The sequence below is a fragment of the Kushneria sp. Sum13 genome, assembly GCF_052692355.1.
Genome location: NZ_CP199847.1, coordinates 314,181 through 337,467 on the forward strand (window position 1 = coordinate 314,181; position 23,287 = coordinate 337,467).

Below are 23,287 nucleotides of genomic sequence, written 5' to 3' on the forward strand. Positions count from 1 at the left end.
TGGTAGTGCCTGAATTACAAGGTGAGCGTGTGTTGAATCAACGCCCTTGTCCCGATCTCATGAAAGGAGCCCTCGATGGATGACCCGCGTCGTTACCTGCCGGCAGTGGATGTGCTGCTGTCTCATCAGGCGATGGAGCGCTCGCAGATCAGTCATCGGCTTAAAATACGTGCCGTGCGCGAACTGCTTGCCAGCGAGCGCCAGCGCCTTTCACGGGCCGATGCCATACCTCTTGAGCCAGAGCAGCTGGTCACGCGGGCGCTTGGCATGGCCCGAGCGCTGAGCGCTTCCAGTGCGCCCAGCGTTTTCAACCTGACCGGTACCGTTATTCATACCAATCTGGGACGGGCACCGCTGGCCGAGCCTGCCATCGAGGCCATGACTCGCGCCGCCCGATATTCCCTGGCACTGGAGTACGACATCGATAGCGGCCATCGGGGAGATCGCGATCAGGTTGTTGAATCGCTTTTATGTGAGTTGACCGGCGCGGAAGCCGCGACGGTGGTCAACAATAATGCTGCCGCCGTGGTATTGACGCTGTCGGCACTGGGCGCCGGCCGTGAAGCCGTGATTTCTCGCGGTGAGCTGATCGAGATCGGCGGGTCATTTCGTCTGCCTGACATCATGCACACCTCCGGCTGTTATCTGCGCGAAGTGGGGACCACCAACCGTACCCATGCGCGAGATTTCGAGCAGGCCATGGGGGAGGCGACCGGCATGATCTTCAAGGCGCATACCTCCAATTACGCCGTGGAAGGATTTACGGCCGCCGTGGAGGAAAGCGAGCTGGCACGCATTGCCCATGCTCGTGACGTGCCCTTTATTGTGGATCTGGGCAGTGGGGCGCTTACGGACATGGCGGCGCTGGGCTTGCCTGACGAGGCCCGCCCCAGACAGAGCATCGAGGCCGGCGCGGACGTGGTGACCTTCAGCGGTGACAAGCTGCTTGGTGGTCCTCAATGCGGTCTTGTCGTGGGCAGCCGTGACTATATCGATCGTATTCGGCGTCATCCCCTCAAGCGGGCGCTGCGCGTCGACAAGCTGATCATGAGTGCGCTGGAGGCGACCCTGCAGCTGTATCGGGACAGTGACGACATCGCGCGCGATATCCCGACACTGACGCTGTTGACACGTTCACAGACCGATATTGCGGCCACGGCCGAGCGTCTGCTGCCGGCACTGGTCGAGCATTTATCCGGTATGCAGGTCAGCATCGCCCCATGCAAGAGTCAGCTGGGCAGTGGTGCGCTGCCGGTGGACCGCCTGCCCAGTCATGCCTTCGTGATTGCCCCGACCGCGCCGGAGCGCCGCTCGGGAGAGCGTAGCCTGCGCCTGATTGAAACCGCTTTCAGACAGTTGCCAAGACCCGTGATTGGACGACTGCATGATGGGGCGCTCTGGCTGGATCTGCGCTGTCTTCAGGGCGAGGCCGAAGAGCGCGCCTTTGTAGAGCAGCTCGGCCATCTCTCGCTCAATCGGGATTCTGGATCATGATTGTAGGTACGGCAGGCCATGTCGATCATGGCAAGACAGCGCTGATTCACTCGCTGACCGGCATCAGTACCGATCGGCTGAGCGAAGAGCAGGCGCGTGGCCTGACCATCGAGGCGGGCTATGCCTACCCGGAGATGTCTGATGATTTCGAACTCGGGTTTATCGATGTGCCCGGGCACGAAAAGTTTATCCACAACATGTTGTCGGGTGTGGCGGGCATCGACACCATGCTGCTGGTTGTGGCGGCTGATGATGGTGTCATGCCCCAGACCCGTGAGCACATGCAGATACTGCGTCTTTTGGGCATCGACCGGGGCGTGGTGGCACTAACGAAGTGTGATCTGGTCGAGCCGCCGCGCATTCTGGAAGTGCACGAGGAAATTCAGGCGCTGCTGGCCGGCTCGCCGCTGGAAGCCTCGCAGATCTTTGAGGTCTCCAGTCGGACCGGTGAGGGCATTGCCGCGCTCAAGGACGAGCTCTGGAAACGCGCTCAGGCCAGCGACGCCGAAGTGGCACAGGGCAACTTTCGCATGGCTGTGGACCGTGCCTTTACCAAGACCGGTTCAGGGCTTGTGGTCACGGGCACGGTTGTGGCCGGCGAGATTTCGGTGGGCGATAGTGTCAGGTTGTTTCCCTCCAATCATGACGCCCGCGTCCGAGGGCTTCGGCGTCAGGGACGCGTGGCAGAGCATGCTCGCCAGGGCGACCGGCTTGCCCTGAATCTGGCGGGGCCGGGCATTGATCGGGAGATGGTTCAGCGCGGTGACTGGGTCGTGGCCCAGGCGCTGCCGACGCCTTCGCTGACCCGTGTGGATATTGCCCTTGAGCTTCTGGACGATGCGCCCCCCTTGAGCCACTGGTCGGGTGTGCATCTGCATCTGGGGGCGTCGCACGTCACCGGGCGCATTGCCCTGCTGGAAGGACAGCAGTTGCTGCCCGGGCAGCGCATGCTGGCACAGATGATTCTGGAGTCGCCGCTGCATGCCTGCCTGGGAGATCGCGTTATCGTGCGCGATCATGGCGCGCAACATACCATTGGCGGTGCCATTGTGCTTGACGGTACGCCACCGCGCCGCGGCCAGCGCTCAACATCGCGTCTTCAGTGGCTGGAGAGCTGCCGTCAGGCGGTCATGGGCAGCTCTGCCGGCATGTCTCTGGACGAGCCGCTCAGGATGGCTCTGAAGCTGCGCTCGGATGGCCCGGATGTTTATGGTCTGGCGCGTAACTTTAACCGCACGCCGGCTTCGCTGGCCCGGGAATTCGAGGCGCTGGGCGCATGGGTCATCAGTGCCGGTCAGGAGATGCGGGCCTTCTCCCCTGAGGCGCTGGAGTCGCTTCGGGTACGCATACTCGAGGTGGTCACCGAAAACCACGAGCGTGAGCCCGCCATGCTGGGCACCGAACGCGAGCGTCTGCGCCGTCAGGTGATGCCGGGGCTGCCCAGTGCGCTGTTTCGCCAGATTGTTCAGCCGCTGATGACGACAGGCATGCTGAAACAGCATGGTCCTTTTTTGTCGCTGCCGGAGCATCAGGCTGCGCTATCAGATGAAGACGAGGCCCTCTGGCAGCAGATTCAGCCGCATCTTGCTGCAACGCCCTTTGATCCGCCCCGGGTCCGGGACCTGGTGGGACTGACAACTATCGACGAGGCACGGGTGCGTCAGGTGTTGACCTCGGCAGCGCGTCTGGGGCGTGTCTATCATGTGCGCCGCGATCATTTCTTTCTCGCCCAATGCGTGTTTGATATGGCCGACATGATTCAACAGCTCGAGACGGCGCAGGGCGCAGCGCATGTCGCAAGCTTTCGTGACCGGCTGGGCATCGGGCGCAAGCTGGCCGTCATGATCCTGGAGTTTTTTGATCGAATCGGCTATACACGACGGGTGCGCGATGACCATGTCGTGCGTCGGGCCGACATGTGGCATTAATTAAGCTATCATGCAGGCTTGCTGTAATACCCTTTGATGGTATACCTGCTGACACCGTTCGATTACGGAAAGGCTTCGTCCCCCGGTGGGGCGCTCGGGCTTCAAACCCGAGAGGGGCTGCCAGCAGTCCCTGGTGGGTTCGACTCCCACGCTTTTCCGCCATTTCCGGCACCATCAGTGCTTCTGGCACCATCAGCGCCGCTCTGGTGACGGCCAATGCAGGGGGCGTTACCTCCCCTTCATTTGTCCTTCAAACGCTTTTGCCTTTCTGATCATGAATTCTGCTTGATCAGTACCCTCGAATCTTTCATTTGGCCTGACCTCCCGGCGTCGTCACAATACATGGCATCCACTGCTGCTCGACCACTGCCTCGAATGGGCAGGCCACAGGCGCGCACATGCCCCTGTCCGGTCGACGGCGCGACTTGTGAAAGGACTTCAGACCCATGAGTGATGCCTGCGCCCCCGAACTGAGCTTCGAGTTTTTTCCACCACGTACCGAGGCCGGTCAGGAGCGACTGCCGGAAGTCTATAAAAGGCTTGCCGAGCTTAATCCGCGGTTCTTTTCAGTGACCTTTGGTGCCGGCGGTACAACGCGCGATTTCACTTTTGATGCCGTCAAAAACATGTCACGGGATACCGGCGTCTGTACGGCGCCGCATCTCTCCTGCGTGGCCAGCGACAAGGAAGATATCCGCAGGCTTTTGGCGCACTATCGTGAGCATGGCATCAAGCGCATCGTGGCCCTGCGCGGTGATATGCCTTCAGGCATGATGGGGATCGGGGAGCTTCGCTATGCCCGCAATCTTGTTGACTTCATTCGCGAAGAAACCGGTGATCATTTTGACCTCACCGTCGCCGCCTACCCGGAGTGCCATCCGCAGGCACAAAACTTCGAGCGTGATATCGATCATTTTGTTGATAAGGTGCGCGCCGGGGCTGACATGGCCATCACGCAGTACTTCTTCAATCCGGATGCCTATCATCACTTTGTAGACAGGGTTCGTGCCCGCGGTGTGGATGTACCGATCGTGCCGGGCATCATGCCGATCACCAATTACACCAAACTGGCCCGTTTTTCCGAAATGTGCGGTGCCGAAATTCCGCGCTGGGTGCGTCGTCAGCTTGAAGCCTATGGCGATGATAGTGAGAGCATTCAGGCCTTCGGGCATGAAGTGGTGACGCGCCTTTGTCAGCAGCTGCTGGATCAGGGCGCACCGGGACTGCACTTTTATACGCTCAACCAGGCAGAAGCCTGCACAAGGCTTGTGGCTGATCTCTCGCTTGAGAATGCCCGCCATTGATTGGTTGCATTGGTTTGAGCCAACTAGTCTTGTGGGTACGCCAATCGTTAATGGGCTGACTCGAGAGGACTTCCGATGAAAAAATTGTTTCTGGCATCTGCACTGCTGGCGCTGACACCGCTGGCCATGGCCGACACGACGGTAGAACTGCACAAGGCGACCGACAAGGGCGTGGGCGAATCCGTAGGCACCGTGACCTTCGAGGATACCGATTACGGGCTACTGGCCACGCCGGATATTTCCGGCCTCTCGGGCGCCGGCATGCATGGCTTCCATCTTCATGCCAATCCCAGCTGTGATCCTTCGACTACCGATGGCAAGGTGACACCGGCTGGCGCCGCCGGCGGTCACTTTGATCCTGAAGACACGCAGACGCATGCCGGCCCCTATGCCGAGGACAGCCATCTGGGCGACATGCCGCTGCTGGTCGCAGACAACGATGGCAACATCAAGACGCCGGTGCTGGCGCCTCGCCTGAAAGAGAGCGATCTTGCCGGGCACGCGGTCATGATTCATGAAGGCGGCGACAATTACAGTGACAGCCCGAAACTGGGTGGCGGCGGTGCGCGCTGGGCCTGTGGCGTAATCAAGGGCGCCAACTGATCCAGAGCGTTGCTCGCTGAAAAAAAGGCCCTGCCGGTGAATCGGCAGGGCCTTTTTAATGCATTGGCAGTCAGCGCACTCGTCGCGCTGATGAGGTTAGCGTTTGCCGGGATCGATGATCCTGACCGGCTGAAAGTCATCGCTTTCTTTTTTCGGTTCACCCCTGGAAACGCGCGTCTCCAGAGGATCAAGCGTTTCTTCGGTCATGGGTAGCTGCTCGAAAAAGTCACAGCTGACGCACTCTCGATAGCGCGTGCCGTTGCTCTCCCAGCTGCGGATACGGTCCATGGCGCTACAGCGCGGGCAAATGGCCCCGGCGATAAAGCGTTTGGGGGTTGACTGGTTCATCAGGGCTCCTGACCGGCAGTGAACGTCTGCCGGTCGTGATGCAGGGGTCAGGCGGTTTGTTGAATACCGCTATGGCGAAGCAGCGGTTCGATGCTGGGTTCACGTCCACGAAACTCCTGAAACAGGACCGCAGCATCGCGGGCGCCGCCCTGTTCCAGAATGCTGGTGCGAAAGCGCATGCCCGTGGTCTGGTCAAAGACGCCGGCGTCTTCAAAGGCCGACCAGGCATCTGCCGAGAGCACCTCGGCCCACTTGTAGCTGTAGTAGCCTGCCGCGTAGCCGCCGGCAAAAATATGGCTGAACCCATGCTGGAAGCGGTTGAACTCGACTCTGGGCACCACAGAGACCTGATGACGAACGCTGTCCAGCAGGGACTGGATATCGTCGGCATTCGGCGCCTGATGCTCCCGGTGCAAGCGCAGGTCAAACAGCGAGAATTCGATCTGACGCACCATGGTCATGGCGGACTGGAAGTTGCGGGCTGCCTGCAAACGATCGAGCAGATCATCCGGCAGGGGTTCACCGGTATCCACGTGGGCGGCGATCAGGTCGAGCCCTTCGCGCACCCAGCAGTAATTTTCCATGAACTGGCTGGGCAGCTCGACCGCGTCCCAGGCCACACCGTTGATGCCGGAAATATCCGCCACCCGCTGGCGGGTCAGCATGTGATGCAGGCCGTGGCCGAACTCATGAAACAGGGTCAGGACTTCATCATGGGTCAGCAGCGCCGGGCGATCCCCTACCGGACGAGTGAAGTTACAGGTCAGATAGGCCACCGGTAGCTGAAGACTGCCGTCTTCGCGCTCACGTCTGACCCGGCACTCGTCCATCCATGCACCGCCCCGCTTGCCCTCGCGGGCATAGAGATCGAGGTAGAACCCGGCGATGACGCTGTCATTTTCCAGAATGTCGAAAAAGCGCACATCGCTGTGCCAGCGCGGTGCCAGGGTGTTTTCACGAAAGCTGACGTTGAAGAGTTTGCCGATGACCCGGAAAAGCCCTTCCACAGCGCCGGGCGCAGGGAAATAAGGGCGAAGCTCTTCCTGTGAAATGGCGTAGCGCGCTTCGCGCAGCTTTTCACTGGCATAGCCGGTATCCCAGGGCGCGAGCTGTTCGATGCCCAGCTCATCGCGGGCAAAATCGCTGAGGTGTTGAAACTCTTCGGTGGCCTGGGGGACGGCACGGTTGGCCAGATCCTGCAGGAACTCGAGCACCTGATCGGGGCTGTCCGCCATCTTGGTGGCCATCGAGTAGTCGGCATAGGTATCAAAACCGGCCAGTGCCGCAATCTCCTGTCGGAGCGTCACGATTTCGGACATGACGCCCGAGTTATCAAACTCGCCGGCATTCGGGCCCTGATCCGAGGCGCGGGTGACAAAGGCGGTATACACCTCCTCACGCAGGGCACGGTCATCGGCATGGCTCATGATCGGGAAGAAGCTCGGGAAGTCGAGCGTAACGCGATAGCCCTCGACGCCCTTGGCCTCGGCATTGGCGGCCAGGGTTTCCAGCGCACTCTGGGGCAATCCACCCAGACGCGCGCGCGGAACATCCAGATGCCAGGCCTGCGTGGCATCCAGCACGTTATTGGAGAAGGTGTTGGACAGTGTGGAAAGCCGGGCCTGAATGTCGCCAAACCTTGCCTTCTTTTCTGACGGCAGGTCGACACCGGCCAGGCGGAAGTCACGCAGCGTATTGTCGATCGATTTGCGCTGGCCCTGATCCAGCCGCGCATATTCGTCGCTTTCTGCCAGCGTCTGGAAGGCCTTGAAAAGCCCTTCATGCTGACCCAGCCAGGTGCCATAGGCCGAGAGCTTGGGCAGACAGGCCTGGTAGGCTTCGCGCAACGCCTGCGAATTCATGGTGGCATTGAGGTGCGATACCGGTGACCAGGCCTGAGAAAGCTGATCGTTGATGGCTTCAAGCGGTACTGCCAGCCCCTGCCAGGTATAGTCGCCTCCCTCGACCAGCTTTTCGATGGCTGCCCGGTTGCGTGCGAGCAGCTCGTCCACGGCCGGCTCGATGATGTCGGGTGTAATGGCCTCGAAAGGGGGAAGCGTATGGGATTCGAGCAGGGGATTGGTAGACATGAAGCGACCTCGCGGTTGGCGAAAGATATACTGCTGACAATGAGGGTGTCGGACGCCGGTTTCAATGCAGGCGCCGGGCATCATGAGTTGATTCAGTGCGCATCATGGCGCGGCAGAAGGGATGCAGGACATGTCCGAAGTGGTAGAGCGCTGGGGGTCACGCCGTGCGTTCATTATAGCAGTGACAGGGGCGGCAGTCGGTCTGGGCAATATATGGCGCTTTCCCTGGATGACCGGCGAAAATGGAGGCGCTGCCTTTTTATTGCTCTACGTGGTGTTTCTGGCCCTGCTGGGGCTGCCGGTCATGGTGGCCGAAATCATGATCGGCCGGGCCGGGCGTCGTACGCCCATGCAGGCGCTGACCTTTCTGGCACGAGACGTTGGCAAAAGCCGGCACTGGGGGCTACTGGGGCTTTTCGGTGGCATCACGCTGTTTTTCATACTTTCCTTTTATTCCGTGGTGTCCGGTTGGTCGATCGAGTATCTGGTGGAGGCGTTTACCGGCGGCTTTGCATCGCGCTCGCCGCAGGAGATCGGCAGTGCCTTTGATAACTTTCTGGCAAGCCCCGGCCTTGTGCTGCTCAATCACAGCATTTTTCTGTTTCTGACCATGGCGGTAGTGGCCAGTGGGGTCGGCAGCGGTCTGGAGCGACTCAATAATCTGCTGATGCCGCTGCTCTATCTGCTATTGATCCTGCTGGTGGGCTACGCCTTTACCACCAGCGGATTCACGACCGCGCTGTCCTGGCTTTTCAAACCCAATATGTCGGCACTGACGCTGACGGCCATCTTTAATGCGATGGGGCATGCCTTCTTTACCCTTGCCGTCGGTGCAGGGGCCCTGATGGCCTACGGCGCCTACATGCCCGATGATCAGAGCCTGCCCCGGGCCGTGATTACCGTGGCCGTGCTGGATGTGGCAGTCGCCCTGCTGGCCGGCATTGCCATCTTCTCGATTGTCTTCTCGCAGGGCATGGACCCGGCCTCTGGTCCGGGGCTCATGTTCGTAACGCTCCCCATCGCCTTTGCTGATCTGCCCGGGGGTGCGCTATGGCTTGGCTGCTTTTTCGTGTTGCTGCTGCTGGCGACCTGGACCTCTTCCATTAATCTTGCCGAACCGATGGTGGCCATGCTGGGCAGCGCTGGTCTGACACGGCCCCTGGGAGCGTTGATCATCGGTGTCGGTGTCTGGTTGATGGGGCTGCCTTCGGCGCTGTCCTTTTCGATCTGGTCGGATGTCCGTCTGTTCAATGACATGACGCTGTTCGACCTGGCCACAACGCTGCCGATCGATATCATGCTGCCCATCGGTGGATTGTTGATTGCCGTCTTTTCGGTCTGGGTCGTGGCGCCGCCTCGTGCAATGGAGGCCATCGGGGCCGGCGAGCGCTTTTATCGAGTATGGCGTGCGGTGGTGCGATGGATCTCCATTCCGCTGCTGATTCTAGTGTTGCTGGGCTTTTTCCTGATGAAATAGCCGCGTCCTGATGTGTCTGAGAGTGGGGCGACCGAGAGTGGGGCGAGGGCGCTGGCGGCATCGCCCGGGTTGTTGCAGACTGAGAAGACACATCGGGCAGGGAGAAAGCACATGGGTATTCGAAGCTTCAGGGGAGTGTCGCCGTCACTGGGCGAGCGAGTCTTCATTGATGACAGCGCTGTGGTACTGGGCGACGTCACGCTCGGGGATGATGTCTCTGTCTGGCCAACGGCGGTTATTCGCGGTGACATGCACCGTATCCGTGTCGGCGCCAGAACCAGCATTCAGGACGGTTCGGTGCTGCATATCACCCATGCCAGCGATTACAGCCCCGGGGGATATCCGCTGACGATCGGTGATGATGTCACCGTTGGTCATCGCGCCATCCTGCATGGCTGCACCATTGCGTCAAAGGTGCTGATTGGCATGGGCGCCACGGTACTGGATGGTGCCGTGGTGGAAAGCGAAGTGCTGGTGGCGGCAGGGGCTGTGGTTCCCCCGGGCAAGCATCTGGAAAGCGGCTATGTCTACGGCGGCAATCCGGTACGCCAGCTGCGTCCGCTCAAGGAGTCCGAATACCGCTTCTTTACTTATTCAGCGGCCAACTATGTGTCGCTCAAGGATGAGTTCCTCTCTCAATCCGACCGGTAAGACTGTTCTGACGGCCGCTATATCGTTGTTGTTACTGGGAAAGTTGCGCCATAATATGGATTTATATCCAGTATTTGAGTTATGGCCAATTTCAAAACGCATTTTACGGTAGCGGCTGTCGGTGGGGCGCTGACAGGTGCACTGGGCTGGCAGGCAGGTCTCTGGCCCTTCGTTGACAGCTTTCCGGTCGCAGGGCTGGTCGCGCTGGGCGGGATTGTTCCGGATATCGATGCCGATCAGTCTCGTGCCGTGCGCCTGCTCTTTACCCTGATGGCCATGCTGGCCGTGATCGGGTGTGTGTCGGCGCTTCAGCCCTTCTTGTCCCTGGTAGAGCTAAGCGGTGTGGGCGTCGGCACCTATCTCTTCGTACGTTATCCTCTGAGCAGTCTCTTCAAGCGCTTTTCCGTTCATCGCGGCATCTGGCATTCCCTGCTGGCGGCGGTACTGTCATCACTGGCCGTTGCTGTCGTGAGCTATCAGCTTTTTATACAGACCGCCATGCAGTCATGGATCCTTGCTGGAGCCATGCTGATCGGCGTGCTTATCCATCTTCTGCTGGATGAGATCTACAGTATCGATATCGAAGGCCGACGCCTGAAGCGATCTTTTGGAACGGCCTTCAAGCTCTATGATTACGGTACGCCGCAGACGGCACTGTTGATGGGCGTTGTTATTGTGTCGATGGCGCCCTGGTTGCCGCCTTATGAAGCCCTCCAGACTATTGGTCGGCGGGTGTGGGCGCTGTGGAGTTGATCATTGGCCATGGGAGGAAAGGGCATGGTGCAGCAGGAAATACTTCTGTTTGACGTTGGCGGTGTTCTGGCCGACTGGGATGGCATTACGCCGCTGGTGAACCTGACCTAGGGCAGATTGAGCCGTGAGGAAGCTCGTCGCTTCTGGCTGGAGTTTGCGCCACTGGAACCTTTCGAAACCGGCAGGGCATCGGTTGAAGGTTTTCTGGAAGCGGCCGTTGAAGCCCTGTCACTGGATATGACACCCGAAGCGTTTGGACAGCATTTCGCCGGCTGGGTGTCGGGGCTCTATCCGGGAACTCTGGAAATGCTCGAGCGAATTGATCCGTGCTTTTACAGGGCCATCCTAAGCAACAACAATCCCATTCACTGGGCCGTCATCCAGCGCACCGGACTGGAGGCATACTTTGATGCCCTCTTTCTTTCTCACGAGATTGGCTATCGCAAGCCGGATCCGCGTGCATGGCAGCACGTGTTGAAGGTACTGGCGTGCAATGCCGGGCAGATCACTTTTCTTGATGACAATCCCGAGTGTGTGGATGCCGCTCGTGCGCTGAGTATGCGCGCACATCTGGTCAAGGGCCGGGAGGCGCTTGAAGCATGCCTTGAAGAGGAAGGCTATCTGCTTCCCTGAAAGCGTCTCTCTAAAGCGTCTCCCTATAGAGGGTCTCTCTATGTAGAACAGTCGCCAAACGGCCCTGTCCCCTGCCATGACAGAAAAGTGAAAGTTTTTGACGAAAGGGGTTGCGCCCTTGGGGTCTGATCTATAAAGTACGCATCCGCTGCCACGGAGCACACGGCGACGAGGCAGCGGGGAAGTTTGGCAGGTGATTGTTTTGACTGGGGTTTTGGTCATCCAATCAGGATCACGGATCCAGCCGCTGACTTCCGGATCGAAAAAAAGAGGTTGACTTTTCGATTCAGGGCTGTAAAATGCCCACTCTCTCGAAGCAGCCGCCACGGCGACTGAGGCAACATCTTCGAGACGCTCTTTAACAAGTCGATCAGGCAATTTGTGTGGGCGTCTGGCTCGTGTGTGACACCAGTCACATAGATAGTCGAGCAGACGAACACTCGTCAAGAGTAACTAGTTTGACCTCGAGCCCGGATTGATTCACCTCGCGGACTGCCTCGGCAGGCCTCGAAACGAATCTCAAAGCTTCAAAATAAACTGAAGAGTTTGATCATGGCTCAGATTGAACGCTGGCGGCAGGCCTAACACATGCAAGTCGAGCGGTAACAGGGGTAGCTTGCTACCCGCTGACGAGCGGCGGACGGGTGAGTAATGCATGGGTATCTGCCCGGTAGTGGGGGATAACTCGGGGAAACCCGAGCTAATACCGCATACGTCCTACGGGAGAAAGCAGGGGATCTTCGGACCTTGCGCTATCGGATGAGCCCATGTCGGATTAGCTTGTTGGTGAGGTAACGGCTCACCAAGGCGACGATCCGTAGCTGGTCTGAGAGGATGATCAGCCACACCGGGACTGAGACACGGCCCGGACTCCTACGGGAGGCAGCAGTGGGGAATATTGGACAATGGGGGGAACCCTGATCCAGCCATGCCGCGTGTGTGAAGAAGGCCTTCGGGTTGTAAAGCACTTTCAGTGGGGAAGAAGGCATGATGATTAATACTCGTCATGAAGGACATCACCCACAGAAGAAGCACCGGCTAACTCCGTGCCAGCAGCCGCGGTAATACGGAGGGTGCAAGCGTTAATCGGAATTACTGGGCGTAAAGGGCGCGTAGGCGGCTTGCCAAGCCGGATGTGAAAGCCCCGGGCTCAACCCGGGAACGGCATTCGGAACTGGTAGGCTAGAGTGCAGGAGAGGAAGGTGGAATTCCCGGTGTAGCGGTGAAATGCGTAGAGATCGGGAGGAATACCAGTGGCGAAGGCGGCCTTCTGGACTGACACTGACGCTGAGGCGCGAAAGCGTGGGTAGCAAACAGGATTAGATACCCTGGTAGTCCACGCCGTAAACGATGTCGACCAGCCGTTGGACCCCTTGAGGGTTTGGTGGCGCAGTTAACGCAATAAGTCGACCGCCTGGGGAGTACGGCCGCAAGGCTAAAACTCAAATGAATTGACGGGGGCCCGCACAAGCGGTGGAGCATGTGGTTTAATTCGATGCAACGCGAAGAACCTTACCTGCTCTTGACATCCTGCGAATTCCTCAGAGATGAGGAAGTGCCTTCGGGAACGCAGAGACAGGTGCTGCATGGCTGTCGTCAGCTCGTGTTGTGAAATGTTGGGTTAAGTCCCGTAACGAGCGCAACCCCTATCCCTTTTTGCCAGCGCGTAATGGCGGGAACTTCAGGGAGACTGCCGGTGACAAACCGGAGGAAGGTGGGGACGACGTCAAGTCATCATGGCCCTTACGAGCAGGGCTACACACGTGCTACAATGGCCGGTACAAAGGGTTGCGAAGCGGCGACGTGAAGCCAATCCCAGAAAGCCGGCCTCAGTCCGGATCGGAGTCTGCAACTCGACTCCGTGAAGTCGGAATCGCTAGTAATCGTGGATCAGAATGCCACGGTGAATACGTTCCCGGGCCTTGTACACACCGCCCGTCACACCATGGGAGTGGACTGCACCAGAAGTGGTTAGCTTAACCTTCGGGAGAGCGATCACCACGGTGTGGTTCATGACTGGGGTGAAGTCGTAACAAGGTAGCCGTAGGGGAACCTGCGGCTGGATCACCTCCTTAAACGACAAGTGCTCACGCGAACCAGCGCGTCCACACAAATTGCCTGATCGGATAGAGCGAAGACTGCTTGGGTCTGTAGCTCAGTTGGTTAGAGCGCACCCCTGATAAGGGTGAGGTCGGCAGTTCGAGTCTGCCCAGACCCACCAACCTGTCGGGGCCTTAGCTCAGCTGGGAGAGCGCCTGCCTTGCACGCAGGAGGTCAGCGGTTCGATCCCGCTAGGCTCCACCATACAGCTCGGTGTCACAGTCTCGCTCCTACTGATGAAACCACAGTCAAAAGTCATGATGATGACAATCATCGACATGATTTCTGACTGTCTTTTTGACAGTACGCTCTTTAACAATGTGGATCATGCTGACCTGTCGGTCGGTGAACACCTCATCTTCGGATGAGCGTTGTGACCCGGCCGGCAGACAACGTATAAATTTATCGTCATGCATAGTCGTATGCATGCCGGTAAATGTAGTGTGATTGTGAGACCGGACCCCTTGGGGTTATATGGTCAAGCGATTAAGCGCACACGGTGGATGCCTAGGCAGTCAGAGGCGATGAAGGACGTGACAGCCTGCGATAAGCGTCGGTGAGGTGGCAAATGACCTGCGACCCGGCGATTTCCGAATGGGGAAACCCACCTGCCACAAGGCAGGTATTCATGAGCCAATACATAACTCATGAAGGCGAACCGGGAGAACTGAAACATCTAAGTACCCCGAGGAAAAGACATCAATTGAGATTCCCCCAGTAGCGGCGAGCGAACGGGGACCAGCCCTTAAGCAGTGCAACCGATAGGCGAACAGTCTGGGAAGTCTGACCATAGCAGGTGATAGTCCTGTAGCCGAAATCCGAGCATTGTGAAATCGAGTAGGTCGGGGCACGTGAAACCCTGACTGAACATGGGGGGACCATCCTCCAAGGCTAAATACTCCTGACTGACCGATAGTGAACCAGTACCGTGAGGGAAAGGCGAAAAGAACCCCGGCGAGGGGAGTGAAATAGATCCTGAAACCGTGTGCGTACAAGCAGTGGGAGCAGACTTGTTCTGTGACTGCGTACCTTTTGTATAATGGGTCAGCGACTTATTCTCAGTAGCGAGCTTAACCGAATAGGGGAGGCGCAGGGAAACCGAGTCTTAAATGGGCGACTTAGTTGCTGGGAATAGACCCGAAACCGGGCGATCTATCCATGGCCAGGATGAAGGTCAGGTAACACTGACTGGAGGTCCGAACTCAAGTATGTTGAAAAATGCTGAGATGAGCTGTGGATCGGAGTGAAAGGCTAATCAAGCTCGGAGATAGCTGGTTCTCCTCGAAAGCTATTTAGGTAGCGCCTCACGTATTACCACCGGGGGTAGAGCACTGTTTCGGCTAGGGGGCCATCCCGGCTTACCAACCCGAGGCAAACTCCGAATACCGGTGAGTACAGCGTGGGAGACACACAGCGGGTGCTAACGTCCGTTGTGAAAAGGGAAACAACCCAGACCGCCAGCCAAGGTCCCAAAATCCCGGTTAAGTGGGAAACGATGTGGGAAGGCACAGACAGCCAGGAGGTTGGCTTAGAAGCAGCCATCCTTTAAAGAAAGCGTAATAGCTCACTGGTCGAGTCGGCCTGCGCGGAAGATGTAACGGGGCTCAAACCGGGTACCGAAGCTGCGGGTGCATCCTTATGGATGCGCGGTAGAGGAGCGTTGTGTAAGCCTGCGAAGGTGGATCGTGAGGTCTGCTGGAGGTATCACAAGTGCGAATGCTGACATGAGTAACGACAAGGGGAGTGAAAACCTCCCCCGCCGGAAGACCAAGGGTTCCTGTTCGACGTCAATCGGAGCAGGGTGAGTCGACCCCTAAGGCGAGGCCGAAAGGCGTAGTCGATGGGAAACGGGTTAATATTCCCGTACCGGATGTTATTGCGATGGGGGGACGAAGAAGGCTAGGTGAGCCAGGCGTTGGTTGTCCTGGTAAAAGCGAGTAGGCCTGGGGATCAGGCAAATCCGGTCCTCTATAAGCCGAGACGCGAGACGAACAGACTACGGTCTGGAAGTCACTGATGCCACGCTTCCGGGAAAAGCCTCTAAGCTTCAGATAACATGCGATCGTACCCCAAACCGACACAGGTGGTCAGGTAGAGAATACCAAGGCGTATGAGAGAACTCGGGTGAAGGAACTAGGCAAAATGGCACCGTAACTTCGGGAGAAGGTGCGCCGGCCAGGGTAACGGGACTTGCTCCCTCAGCTCTGACCGGCCGAAGAGACCAGGTGGCTGCAACTGTTTATTAAAAACACAGCACTCTGCCAACGCGTAAGCGGACGTATAGGGTGTGACGCCTGCCCGGTGCCGGAAGGTTAATTGATGGTGTTAGCCGCAAGGCGAAGCTCTTGATCGAAGCCCCGGTAAACGGCGGCCGTAACTATAACGGTCCTAAGGTAGCGAAATTCCTTGTCGGGTAAGTTCCGACCTGCACGAATGGCGTAATGATGGCCACGCTGTCTCCACCCGAGACTCAGTGAAATTGAAATCGCTGTGAAGATGCAGTGTACCCGCGGCTAGACGGAAAGACCCCGTGAACCTTTACTATAGCTTCACACTGGACGCTGATGTTACCTGTGTAGGATAGCTGGGAGGCTTTGAAACCCTGACGCCAGTTGGGGTGGAGCCAATCTTGAAATACCAGCCTGGTATCATTGGCGTTCTAACTCCGCACCGTGATCCGGTGTGAGGACAGTGTGTGGTGGGTAGTTTGACTGGGGCGGTCTCCTCCTAAAGAGTAACGGAGGAGCACTAAGGTACCCTCAGCACGGTTGGAAATCGTGCAATGAGTGCAAGAGCATAAGGGTGCTTGACTGCGAGACGGACATGTCGAGCAGGTGCGAAAGCAGGTTCTAGTGATCCGGTGGTTCTGTATGGAAGGGCCATCGCTCAACGGATAAAAGGTACTCCGGGGATAACAGGCTGATACCGCCCAAGAGTTCATATCGACGGCGGTGTTTGGCACCTCGATGTCGGCTCATCACATCCTGGGGCTGAAGTCGGTCCCAAGGGTATGGCTGTTCGCCATTTAAAGTGGTACGCGAGCTGGGTTTAGAACGTCGTGAGACAGTTCGGTCCCTATCTGCCGTGGGCGTCGGAAGTTTGAGAAGTGCTGCTCCTAGTACGAGAGGACCGGAGTGGACGCACCGCTGGTGTACCGGTTGTCATGCCAATGGCACCGCCGGGTAGCTATGTGCGGACGGGATAACCGCTGAAGGCATCTAAGCGGGAAGCCCCCTTCAAGATGAAACTTCCCTGGAGCCTCGAGCTCCCTGAAGGGCCCTTGAAGACGACAAGGTTGATAGGCGCGGTGTGTAAGTGCAGCAATGCATTGAGCTGACGCGTACTAATTGCCCGTGAGGCTTGACCATATAACACCCAAGTGGTTCGCATCACACGAATGCGTTGATATATCGATCAGCATGATCCCGATTTTGACCCGCTGCTCAAGAGCAGCCGGTCTGCAGAATTGCCTGACGACCATAGCGTGCCGGCACCACCCGATCCCTTCCCGAACTCGGTAGTGAAACGGCTCCGCGCCGATGGTAGTGTGGGGTCTCCCCATGTGAGAGTAGGTCATCGTCAGGCACCCCTTCCGAACCCCGGTCCTTAACAGGACCGGGGTTCTTTTATGCGCGCCATCCGGCCGCCACGGCCCGTGGTGCCGGCCCCGCCCGCGGTCACTGACGTGACCGGCGGGCGAGGGCCCCCCCGCCTCAGGGCGTCTTGTTCATGGCCGCCAGCGCGGCGGTCAGCGCCGTCATCTCCGCCTCGGTACCGATCGAGATGCGCAGCCAGTCCGACAGGCCGGGCGTGCCGAAGTGGCGCACCAGAATGCCGGCGGTCCGCAGCCGGGCGGCCACGTCGGCCGCCGGGTGACGTGTGGGCCGGGCAAACAGGAAGTTGGCCCGAGAGGGCAGCACGTCGATATCCAGATTCTTCAACGCCTGGGACGTAGCCTCACGCGTCGCCATAATGGCGCGACAACACTCATCGTAGTGCGGCGTATCCTCAAGTGCTGCGATGCCTACTGCACTGGCCAATGGGTCGATGGGGTAGGAATTGAAGGAGTCCTTGATGCGCTCCAGCCCCTCGATCAGTTCTCTTGATCCTATGGCAAACCCGATGCGCATGCCGGCCAGGCTACGCGATTTCGAGAAGGTGCCCGTTACCAGCAGGTTAGGATGATCCTCGACCAGCGGCACGGCACTTTCGCTGCCAAAGCCATAATAGGCCTCATCAACCAGTACCACGCGCTCGCGCTGGCGTTCCAGCAGTGCCTTGATGTCCTGACGCGAATGCGCATGACCTGTCGGCGCATTCGGGTTGGCAAAGGCGATGCCGGCATGTCCTTTCTCGGGGAAATGCTCAAGCGGTATTTCCCACTGATCGTTCAGGGCAATCTTTTGCAGTTCGATGCCGTAAAGCTGGCAGTAAACCGGGTAGAAGCTGTAGGTGTACTCCGGGATGGCCAGCGCCTCACCGTCACGCACGAAAAAGGCACGAAAGGCAAAGGCCAGCACTTCATCAGAACCATTCCCCACAAACACCTGTTCACGCGTAACATTATAGGTGCGCGCCAGCATATCGCGCAGCGCCAGTGATTCAGGATCCGGATAGCGTCGCAGCTGCTCACAGGAAAAATGTCTAAGAACGTTTTCCACGCCCCTGGACGGTGGGTAGGGATTCTCGTTGGTGTTGAGCTTGATCATGCGCTGCCGGGGTTGTTCACCGGGCACATAAGGGGTCAGTGCTGCTACTCCAGGGCTCCAGAACGTGCTCATCGCTGCTCTCTGCAAGGGAATAATACGGTGGAATCATGTTGACCCCTGCCCGTGACGTTCGCAAGCCTCGTTCACATGCCTGGATCTGCTAATCTCGGGGACTTCATGACATGGCGAGGAGCTGTTCGGTGGCTGGAAGCATTAAACGTATCGGTGCCATGGGACTTGCCCTTTTGTTGGGGTATCTCGTGCTGGCACTCCCCAACCAGATCGGCGCGCTCGCCCGAGCCAGTGAGTGGTGGCCGCCGCTTGAGCTTCCACTCATGTTGATGGCGCTATGGGGGCTTCCTCGCCGTGTAACACGCCTTTTGTCGCCATTATTGGCGATCGTGCTCGTACTGCTGACACTGCTCAAACTGGCTGACATGGTGGCGCTTCAGGCCTATTGGCGCATTTTTGATCCCATATCGGACTGGCGCCTGCTGGGGCCGGGTTGGAACGTCTTCAGCGGTACGGTAGGCACTGACAAGGCCTGGCTGTCGGCGGCTGCCCTTGTCGTGGTGCTGCTTTTGATACTCGCCACCATGGTCGTCGGATGGTCGCTGCTGGCGCGTCAGGCGGCACCCGGTCGGCCGGCCGGCCAGCGCAGGTGGCTCTGGGCCTTGGCGTCAGGAGTGCTGCTGGTCTCACTGTTGGGTGGGCTCCGGCATGACACACCCCGGCTCGCCGACTCCTCACGCCTGATGGTCGAACACGTTACGCAGTCGCGGCAGAATCTTCGCGATCTTGCCGCCCTGAAAGCGCACGCGCGACAGGATCCTGTCGCGCAGACGCCCACCGAGCAGCTTCTCACCGGTCTGAAAGGGCATGATGTGCTCTTTGTCTTTATAGAATCCTATGGGCGCACGGCATTGGAGGATGAGCGCTATGCCGGCGTCATGCGTTCGCGCATGGCCGCCATCGATAGCGAGCTGGGGCAGGCCGGGTTTGGCGCTCGCAGTGCCTGGCTTGCCTCGCCGACGGTTGGTGGCCAGAGCTGGCTTGCTCATTCCACGCTTCAATCGGGGCTCTGGATCAACTCACAGCGGCGCTACAACTGGCTCATGGGAACCGATCGGGTCTCGCTGGCACGTCTTTTCAAGCGCGCCGGCTGGCAAACCATGGCGGTCGAGCCGGCATTGACCCGCGAGTGGCTGGCCAATCGCTACTTCCAGTTTGACAAGGTCTATGACGCTCGCAATCTCGGTTATGAAGGCGAGCCCTTCAACTGGATCACCATGCCGGATCAGTACACCTACGCAGCGCTGCAAAGACTGGCGCTTTCTTACGAGCATCGAGCGCCCATCATGGCTGAAATCGCGACCCTGACCAGTCATGCCCCCTGGACGCCCATTCCACCGCTGGTGGACTGGGCGCAGGTCGGCAGCGGTCGCATCTTCAACCAGTGGGCCAATGCCGGCGACTCGCCTGATGTGGTCTGGCAGGACAGCGAGCGCGTGCGTACGCAGTACCTCAAATCGGTGGATTATGCCCTTGAGGCACTGGGTTCCTTTGTCGCTCATTACGGCAACGACAACCTTGTCGTGATTGCCATGGGCGATCATCAGCCGGCTTCCCTGATTACCGGAGAGGGTGCCAGCATGGACGTCCCGGTACATGTCATGACCCGTGACAGGCGCATCCTGGATCAGTTTGGTAAATGGGGTTGGCGTCCGGGCATGCTGCCAGAACAGGACAGTGCTCACTGGGGGATGGATGCCCTGCGCCAGCGTCTGGTTGAAGGCTTCGGCGCTCCCTGAACAGGGGAAAAAAGCGATTTTCGCTCGGATGACTTGATAAGCAGGCTAACAGTCTCCATGTAGTGGGCTGACTCACATTATTGTTCATTTACCAGAGTCACCGAACACGGAGGTTCTCGCCATGCACGATGTTCTATTCGAACCGCTTCAGCTGGGCTCACTGGAAATCCCCAATCGGGTCATCATGGCACCGCTGACGCGCGCGCGGACACCGGATCGTATCCCCGGGCGCCTGCAGGAAACCTACTACGGTCAGCGTGCCGGGGCCGGGTTGATCATTGCCGAGGCGACCAATATCTCGCCGACCGCAACCGGCTATGTCTATACCCCGGGTATCTGGACCGATGAGCAGGAAGCCGGCTGGAAGGGCGTGGTAGAAGCCGTACACGCTCGCGGTGGGCGCATTGCGCTGCAGCTCTGGCATGTGGGTCGTGTCTCCAACGAACGCGTTCAGCCCGAAGGTCAGCAGCCGGTCGCCCCCAGCGCCCTGCGCGGTGAAGGCGCCCAGGCGTTCGTGGAGTTCGAGGACGGCAGCTCCGGCCGGGAAGATGCCAGTACGCCGCGCGCGCTGGAAACCGAAGAGATTCCCGGTCTGGTCGAGGATTATCGTCTGGCCGCCGTACGCGCTCGCCGTGCCGGTTTTGACATGATTGAAGTCCATGCCGCCAATGCCTATCTGCTGCAGCAGTTTCTGGCGACCGGCTCCAATCAGCGCACCGACCGCTATGGCGGCTCGATCGAAAATCGCGCTCGTGTCGTGCTTGAGATCGTTGATGCTGTTGCCAGCGTCTTTGGTTATGACCGGGTCGGCATTCGTATCTCGCCGTTTATCGAGATCTTCGGGCTCAAGGACGAGGAATCCGAGCAGATGGCCTTTTATCTGGCCGATCAGCTTAATGTCCGTGAACTGGCCTACCTGCACGTCAATGAGCCTGACTGGGCCGGTGGTGACATTCATCTGACCGATGATTTCCGTCGCGCCCTGCGGGCACGCTTTCGTAACGGGGCCCTGCTCTTTTGCGGACACTATACGGCAGAAGGCGAGGTGGACCTGATCGAGCGTGGTATCGGCGATGCGGCCGTCTTCGGTCGTCCCTTTATTGCAAATCCCGATCTGCCCGAGCGCTTTCGTGTTGGCGCCGAGCTTGCCGAACCCGACCCTGACACCTTCTATGGTGGCGATGAGAAGGGCTATACCGATTATCCCTTCCTGGCTGATCAGGCGCGCTAACGGCTGCTGACCCTGCCGTAGTGACTCTAATCTGCATTGGTGTCTTTCCGGTGCCCCCGACGAGCAGCTATGCTAGGGGGCACCGGTCGCTCGCGCGGCCAAAAAACATGCATCAGGAGTAAGCTTCATGCAGATGAAAACGTTGCTGGCCGGTTCGGCACTGATGGCGCTACTGGCAGGCTGTGCCGGCACCGGCGGTGAGCAGCAGGGTGCCGATGCCACGGGCACAACGGCCTCGTCCTCGCAGGCCCAGAGCGACACTCGCACCTACACCGGCACCCTGCCGTGTCGTAACTGCAGCGGGATCGCACTGACGGTCAATCTGCAGGGCGATGAGAAGGCCACCAACCCGCAGGATCGTACGTTCGAACTGGAAGCGCAGTATCAGAACCATCCGCAGAATCCGCCGACAGAAACCTACAGCGGTAACTGGGATGTGATCAGCGGCATGCAGGATGATCCGTCGGCCACCGTGTATGAGCTGACACCTTCCGGTGAAGGTCAGGTCTACTATTTCGAGCGCGTCAATGATTCCACGCTCGAACTGGTGGATCCGCAGCTGCGTCGTTTCGAAAACGGCCAGACCCTGCGACTGACTCGCAAGCAGTAAGGTCAGGCATGCTGCCCTCGGGGGCAGTGTTGAACAGAGGGCGGCGCCAGGCCGCCCTTTTTCATGTCTGAAATCATCAGAGCGGACGGACAGGCAGCATGGCAAAAGCCAAGAGTGCATTTGTATGCACCGAATGCGGTGCCGAATATTCCAAGTGGCAGGGACAGTGCAGCAGCTGCCGCGAATGGAACACCTTGACCGAGATACGTCTTTCAAGCGCCTCCCGACCCGGCAGCAATACCGGGACCAGTGCGGCTCGCCAGGGGTATGCCGGCGGCGCCAGCGTGACGCTGACCGATCTTTCAAAGGTCGATCTGAGCGAGTTGCCGCGCTTTTCAACCACCTATGACGAATTTGATCGTGTACTGGGGGGTGGGCTGGTGCCCGGTGGCGCCATTTTGCTGGGCGGCGATCCTGGCGCCGGCAAGTCTACACTGCTGTTGCAGACTGCCTGTCATCTCGCTCAGCAACATCGCGTGGTCTATGTCACCGGTGAGGAATCGCTGTCGCAGGTGGCCATGCGCGCCCATCGTTTATCGCTGCCCACGCAGGGGCTTTCCATGCTGGCAGAAACCAGTGTGGAAACCATTCTTGGCATGGCCGAGCGGGAAAAGCCGGCGGTTCTGATCATCGACTCCATTCAGACCATGCATCTGGAGGACGTCTCATCGGCCCCCGGTGGCGTCGCGCAGGTACGGGAATCGGCGGCAGCCCTGACCCGCTTTGCCAAGCAGACCGGCACGGTATTGATGCTGGTAGGGCACGTCACCAAGGATGGCGCTCTGGCGGGCCCGCGCGTTCTGGAGCACATGATCGATGCCTCGTTGTTGCTCGAAGGCAGCTCCGATTCGCGTTTTCGCACCCTGCGCGGACAAAAGAACCGCTTTGGCGCAGTCAACGAGCTGGGTGTCTTCGCCATGCTGGAGCAGGGGCTGCGGGAAGTGAAAAACCCCAGCGCCATCTTTCTTTCCCGTGGCGAGGAGATGGCGCCCGGCAGTCTGGTCATGGTGGTCTGGGAAGGGACCCGACCCCTGCTGGTGGAAGTTCAGGCGCTGCTGGATGAGTCGGCACTGGGCAACCCGCGGCGTGTGGCCGTTGGCTTTGATGCTCAGCGTCTGGCCATGCTGCTGGCGGTACTGCACCGCCACGGGGGCCTGTTTACCGGTGATCAGGATGTCTTCGTTAACGTGGTTGGCGGGATGAAGGTGCTGGAGACCAGTGCCGACCTGGCCGTACTGCTGGCCGTGGTGTCGAGTCTACAAAACCGCTCGCTGCCCCGTGAACTGGTCGTATTCGGTGAGGTCGGCCTTTCCGGTGAAATTCGTCCGGTGCCCAGTGGTCAGGAGCGTATTGTCGAGGCCTCCAAACATGGCTTTACTCGTGCCATTGTTCCGCGCGGCAATGCGCCCAAAAAAACACCGGCCGGCATGGAAGTGATCGCCGTGGACCGGCTTTCGGAGGCACTTGAGGCCATCTGATCGAGCGGGACGCACGGTAATGACTGGCCGAAACGCCGGCGGCGGTGCCACAGTAAAGGTGGCGCCA

At 58.9% G+C, this 23,287-nt stretch carries 15 protein-coding genes, 3 tRNA genes and 3 rRNA genes; 18 read left to right on the forward strand and 3 right to left on the reverse strand.

All coding sequences use genetic code 11. The annotated features are described in order from the left end of the window. Nucleotides 1–75 precede the first annotated feature (75 nt). From selA to sodC, 5 genes are all read left to right on the forward strand, one after another. Entirely contained in the window at nucleotides 76–1,494 is a 1,419-nt protein-coding gene (gene selA, locus ACUN8C_RS01365; RefSeq protein WP_445620596.1) for an L-seryl-tRNA(Sec) selenium transferase, read from the forward strand. After that, nucleotides 1,491–3,422: a selenocysteine-specific translation elongation factor gene (gene selB, locus ACUN8C_RS01370; protein WP_445620597.1), complete on the forward strand. Its 1,932-nt coding sequence runs from the start codon at nucleotides 1,491–1,493 to the stop codon at nucleotides 3,420–3,422. Before selA ends, selB begins: the two co-directional genes overlap by 4 nt. Nucleotides 3,423–3,488: 66 nt before the next feature. Then, a tRNA-Sec gene (locus tag ACUN8C_RS01375) sits at nucleotides 3,489–3,584 on the forward strand. 284 nt (nucleotides 3,585–3,868) lie between these two features. After that, nucleotides 3,869–4,726, forward strand: coding sequence for a methylenetetrahydrofolate reductase [NAD(P)H] (gene metF, locus ACUN8C_RS01380; protein WP_445620598.1), 858 nt, complete (start codon nucleotides 3,869–3,871; stop codon nucleotides 4,724–4,726). Between the two features lie 75 nt (nucleotides 4,727–4,801). After that, nucleotides 4,802–5,329, forward strand: a complete 528-nt coding sequence (gene sodC, locus ACUN8C_RS01385; protein WP_445620599.1) for a superoxide dismutase [Cu-Zn] SodC — start codon at nucleotides 4,802–4,804, stop codon at nucleotides 5,327–5,329. Between the two features lie 96 nt (nucleotides 5,330–5,425). On the opposite strand, the gene ACUN8C_RS01390 is transcribed toward sodC, so the two are convergent. Together ACUN8C_RS01390 and prlC are read right to left on the reverse strand one after the other, a co-directional pair. Further along, entirely contained in the window at nucleotides 5,426–5,677 is a 252-nt protein-coding gene (locus ACUN8C_RS01390; RefSeq protein ID WP_445620600.1) for a YheV family putative zinc ribbon protein, read from the reverse strand. Between the two features lie 47 nt (nucleotides 5,678–5,724). After that, the gene (gene prlC / locus ACUN8C_RS01395; RefSeq protein WP_445620601.1) at nucleotides 5,725–7,767 is read right to left on the reverse strand and encodes an oligopeptidase A; all 2,043 of its coding nucleotides are present in this window, start codon (nucleotides 7,765–7,767) and stop codon (nucleotides 5,725–5,727) included. A 130-nt stretch (nucleotides 7,768–7,897) separates the two neighbouring features. On the opposite strand from prlC, the gene ACUN8C_RS01400 reads away from it, so the two are divergent. The 9 genes from ACUN8C_RS01400 (at nucleotide 7,898) to rrf (ending at nucleotide 16,966) form a co-directional block, all read left to right on the forward strand. Then, complete coding sequence (locus ACUN8C_RS01400) at nucleotides 7,898–9,244, forward strand: sodium-dependent transporter (RefSeq protein WP_445620602.1); 1,347 nt, start codon at nucleotides 7,898–7,900, stop codon at nucleotides 9,242–9,244. Nucleotides 9,245–9,355: 111 nt separating this feature from the next. Further along, nucleotides 9,356–9,895: a gamma carbonic anhydrase family protein gene (locus ACUN8C_RS01405; protein WP_445620603.1), complete on the forward strand. Its 540-nt coding sequence runs from the start codon at nucleotides 9,356–9,358 to the stop codon at nucleotides 9,893–9,895. Nucleotides 9,896–9,976: 81 nt separating this feature from the next. Further along, a complete protein-coding gene (locus ACUN8C_RS01410; protein ID WP_445620604.1) occupies nucleotides 9,977–10,648 on the forward strand; it encodes a metal-dependent hydrolase in 672 nt (223 codons plus the stop codon). A 117-nt stretch (nucleotides 10,649–10,765) separates the two neighbouring features. Then, the gene (locus ACUN8C_RS01415; RefSeq protein WP_445620605.1) at nucleotides 10,766–11,281 is read left to right on the forward strand and encodes an HAD family hydrolase; all 516 of its coding nucleotides are present in this window, start codon (nucleotides 10,766–10,768) and stop codon (nucleotides 11,279–11,281) included. Nucleotides 11,282–11,815: 534 nt separating this feature from the next. Next, nucleotides 11,816–13,356 (forward strand): 16S ribosomal RNA (locus ACUN8C_RS01420). A gap of 69 nt (nucleotides 13,357–13,425) precedes the next feature. Beyond that, nucleotides 13,426–13,502: transfer RNA gene (locus ACUN8C_RS01425), tRNA-Ile, on the forward strand. Between the two features lie 7 nt (nucleotides 13,503–13,509). Next, nucleotides 13,510–13,585, forward strand: a tRNA-Ala gene (locus tag ACUN8C_RS01430). A gap of 272 nt (nucleotides 13,586–13,857) precedes the next feature. Then, nucleotides 13,858–16,749 (forward strand): 23S ribosomal RNA (locus ACUN8C_RS01435). A gap of 101 nt (nucleotides 16,750–16,850) precedes the next feature. Continuing rightward, nucleotides 16,851–16,966 (forward strand): 5S ribosomal RNA (rrf, locus tag ACUN8C_RS01440). The 16S, 23S and 5S rRNA genes sit together here with 2 tRNA genes alongside, the layout of an rRNA operon. A gap of 128 nt (nucleotides 16,967–17,094) precedes the next feature. On the opposite strand, the gene hisC is transcribed toward rrf, so the two are convergent. Then, nucleotides 17,095–18,162: a histidinol-phosphate transaminase gene (gene hisC, locus ACUN8C_RS01445; RefSeq protein WP_445620606.1), complete on the reverse strand. Its 1,068-nt coding sequence runs from the start codon at nucleotides 18,160–18,162 to the stop codon at nucleotides 17,095–17,097. Nucleotides 18,163–18,290: 128 nt separating this feature from the next. Between hisC and ACUN8C_RS01450 the strand changes: the two genes are divergently transcribed. From ACUN8C_RS01450 to radA, 4 genes are all read left to right on the forward strand, one after another. Next, nucleotides 18,291–19,901 carry a sulfatase-like hydrolase/transferase gene (locus ACUN8C_RS01450; RefSeq protein ID WP_445620607.1) on the forward strand — a complete coding sequence of 537 codons (1,611 nt, stop codon included), beginning with the start codon at nucleotides 18,291–18,293 and terminating at the stop codon, nucleotides 19,899–19,901. A gap of 121 nt (nucleotides 19,902–20,022) precedes the next feature. Then, nucleotides 20,023–21,132: an alkene reductase gene (locus ACUN8C_RS01455; RefSeq protein ID WP_108844009.1), complete on the forward strand. Its 1,110-nt coding sequence runs from the start codon at nucleotides 20,023–20,025 to the stop codon at nucleotides 21,130–21,132. 127 nt (nucleotides 21,133–21,259) lie between these two features. Next, nucleotides 21,260–21,742: a copper resistance protein NlpE N-terminal domain-containing protein gene (locus ACUN8C_RS01460; RefSeq protein ID WP_445620608.1), complete on the forward strand. Its 483-nt coding sequence runs from the start codon at nucleotides 21,260–21,262 to the stop codon at nucleotides 21,740–21,742. A gap of 98 nt (nucleotides 21,743–21,840) precedes the next feature. Further along, entirely contained in the window at nucleotides 21,841–23,220 is a 1,380-nt protein-coding gene (radA, locus tag ACUN8C_RS01465; RefSeq protein WP_445620609.1) for a DNA repair protein RadA, read from the forward strand. Nucleotides 23,221–23,287 lie beyond the last annotated feature (67 nt).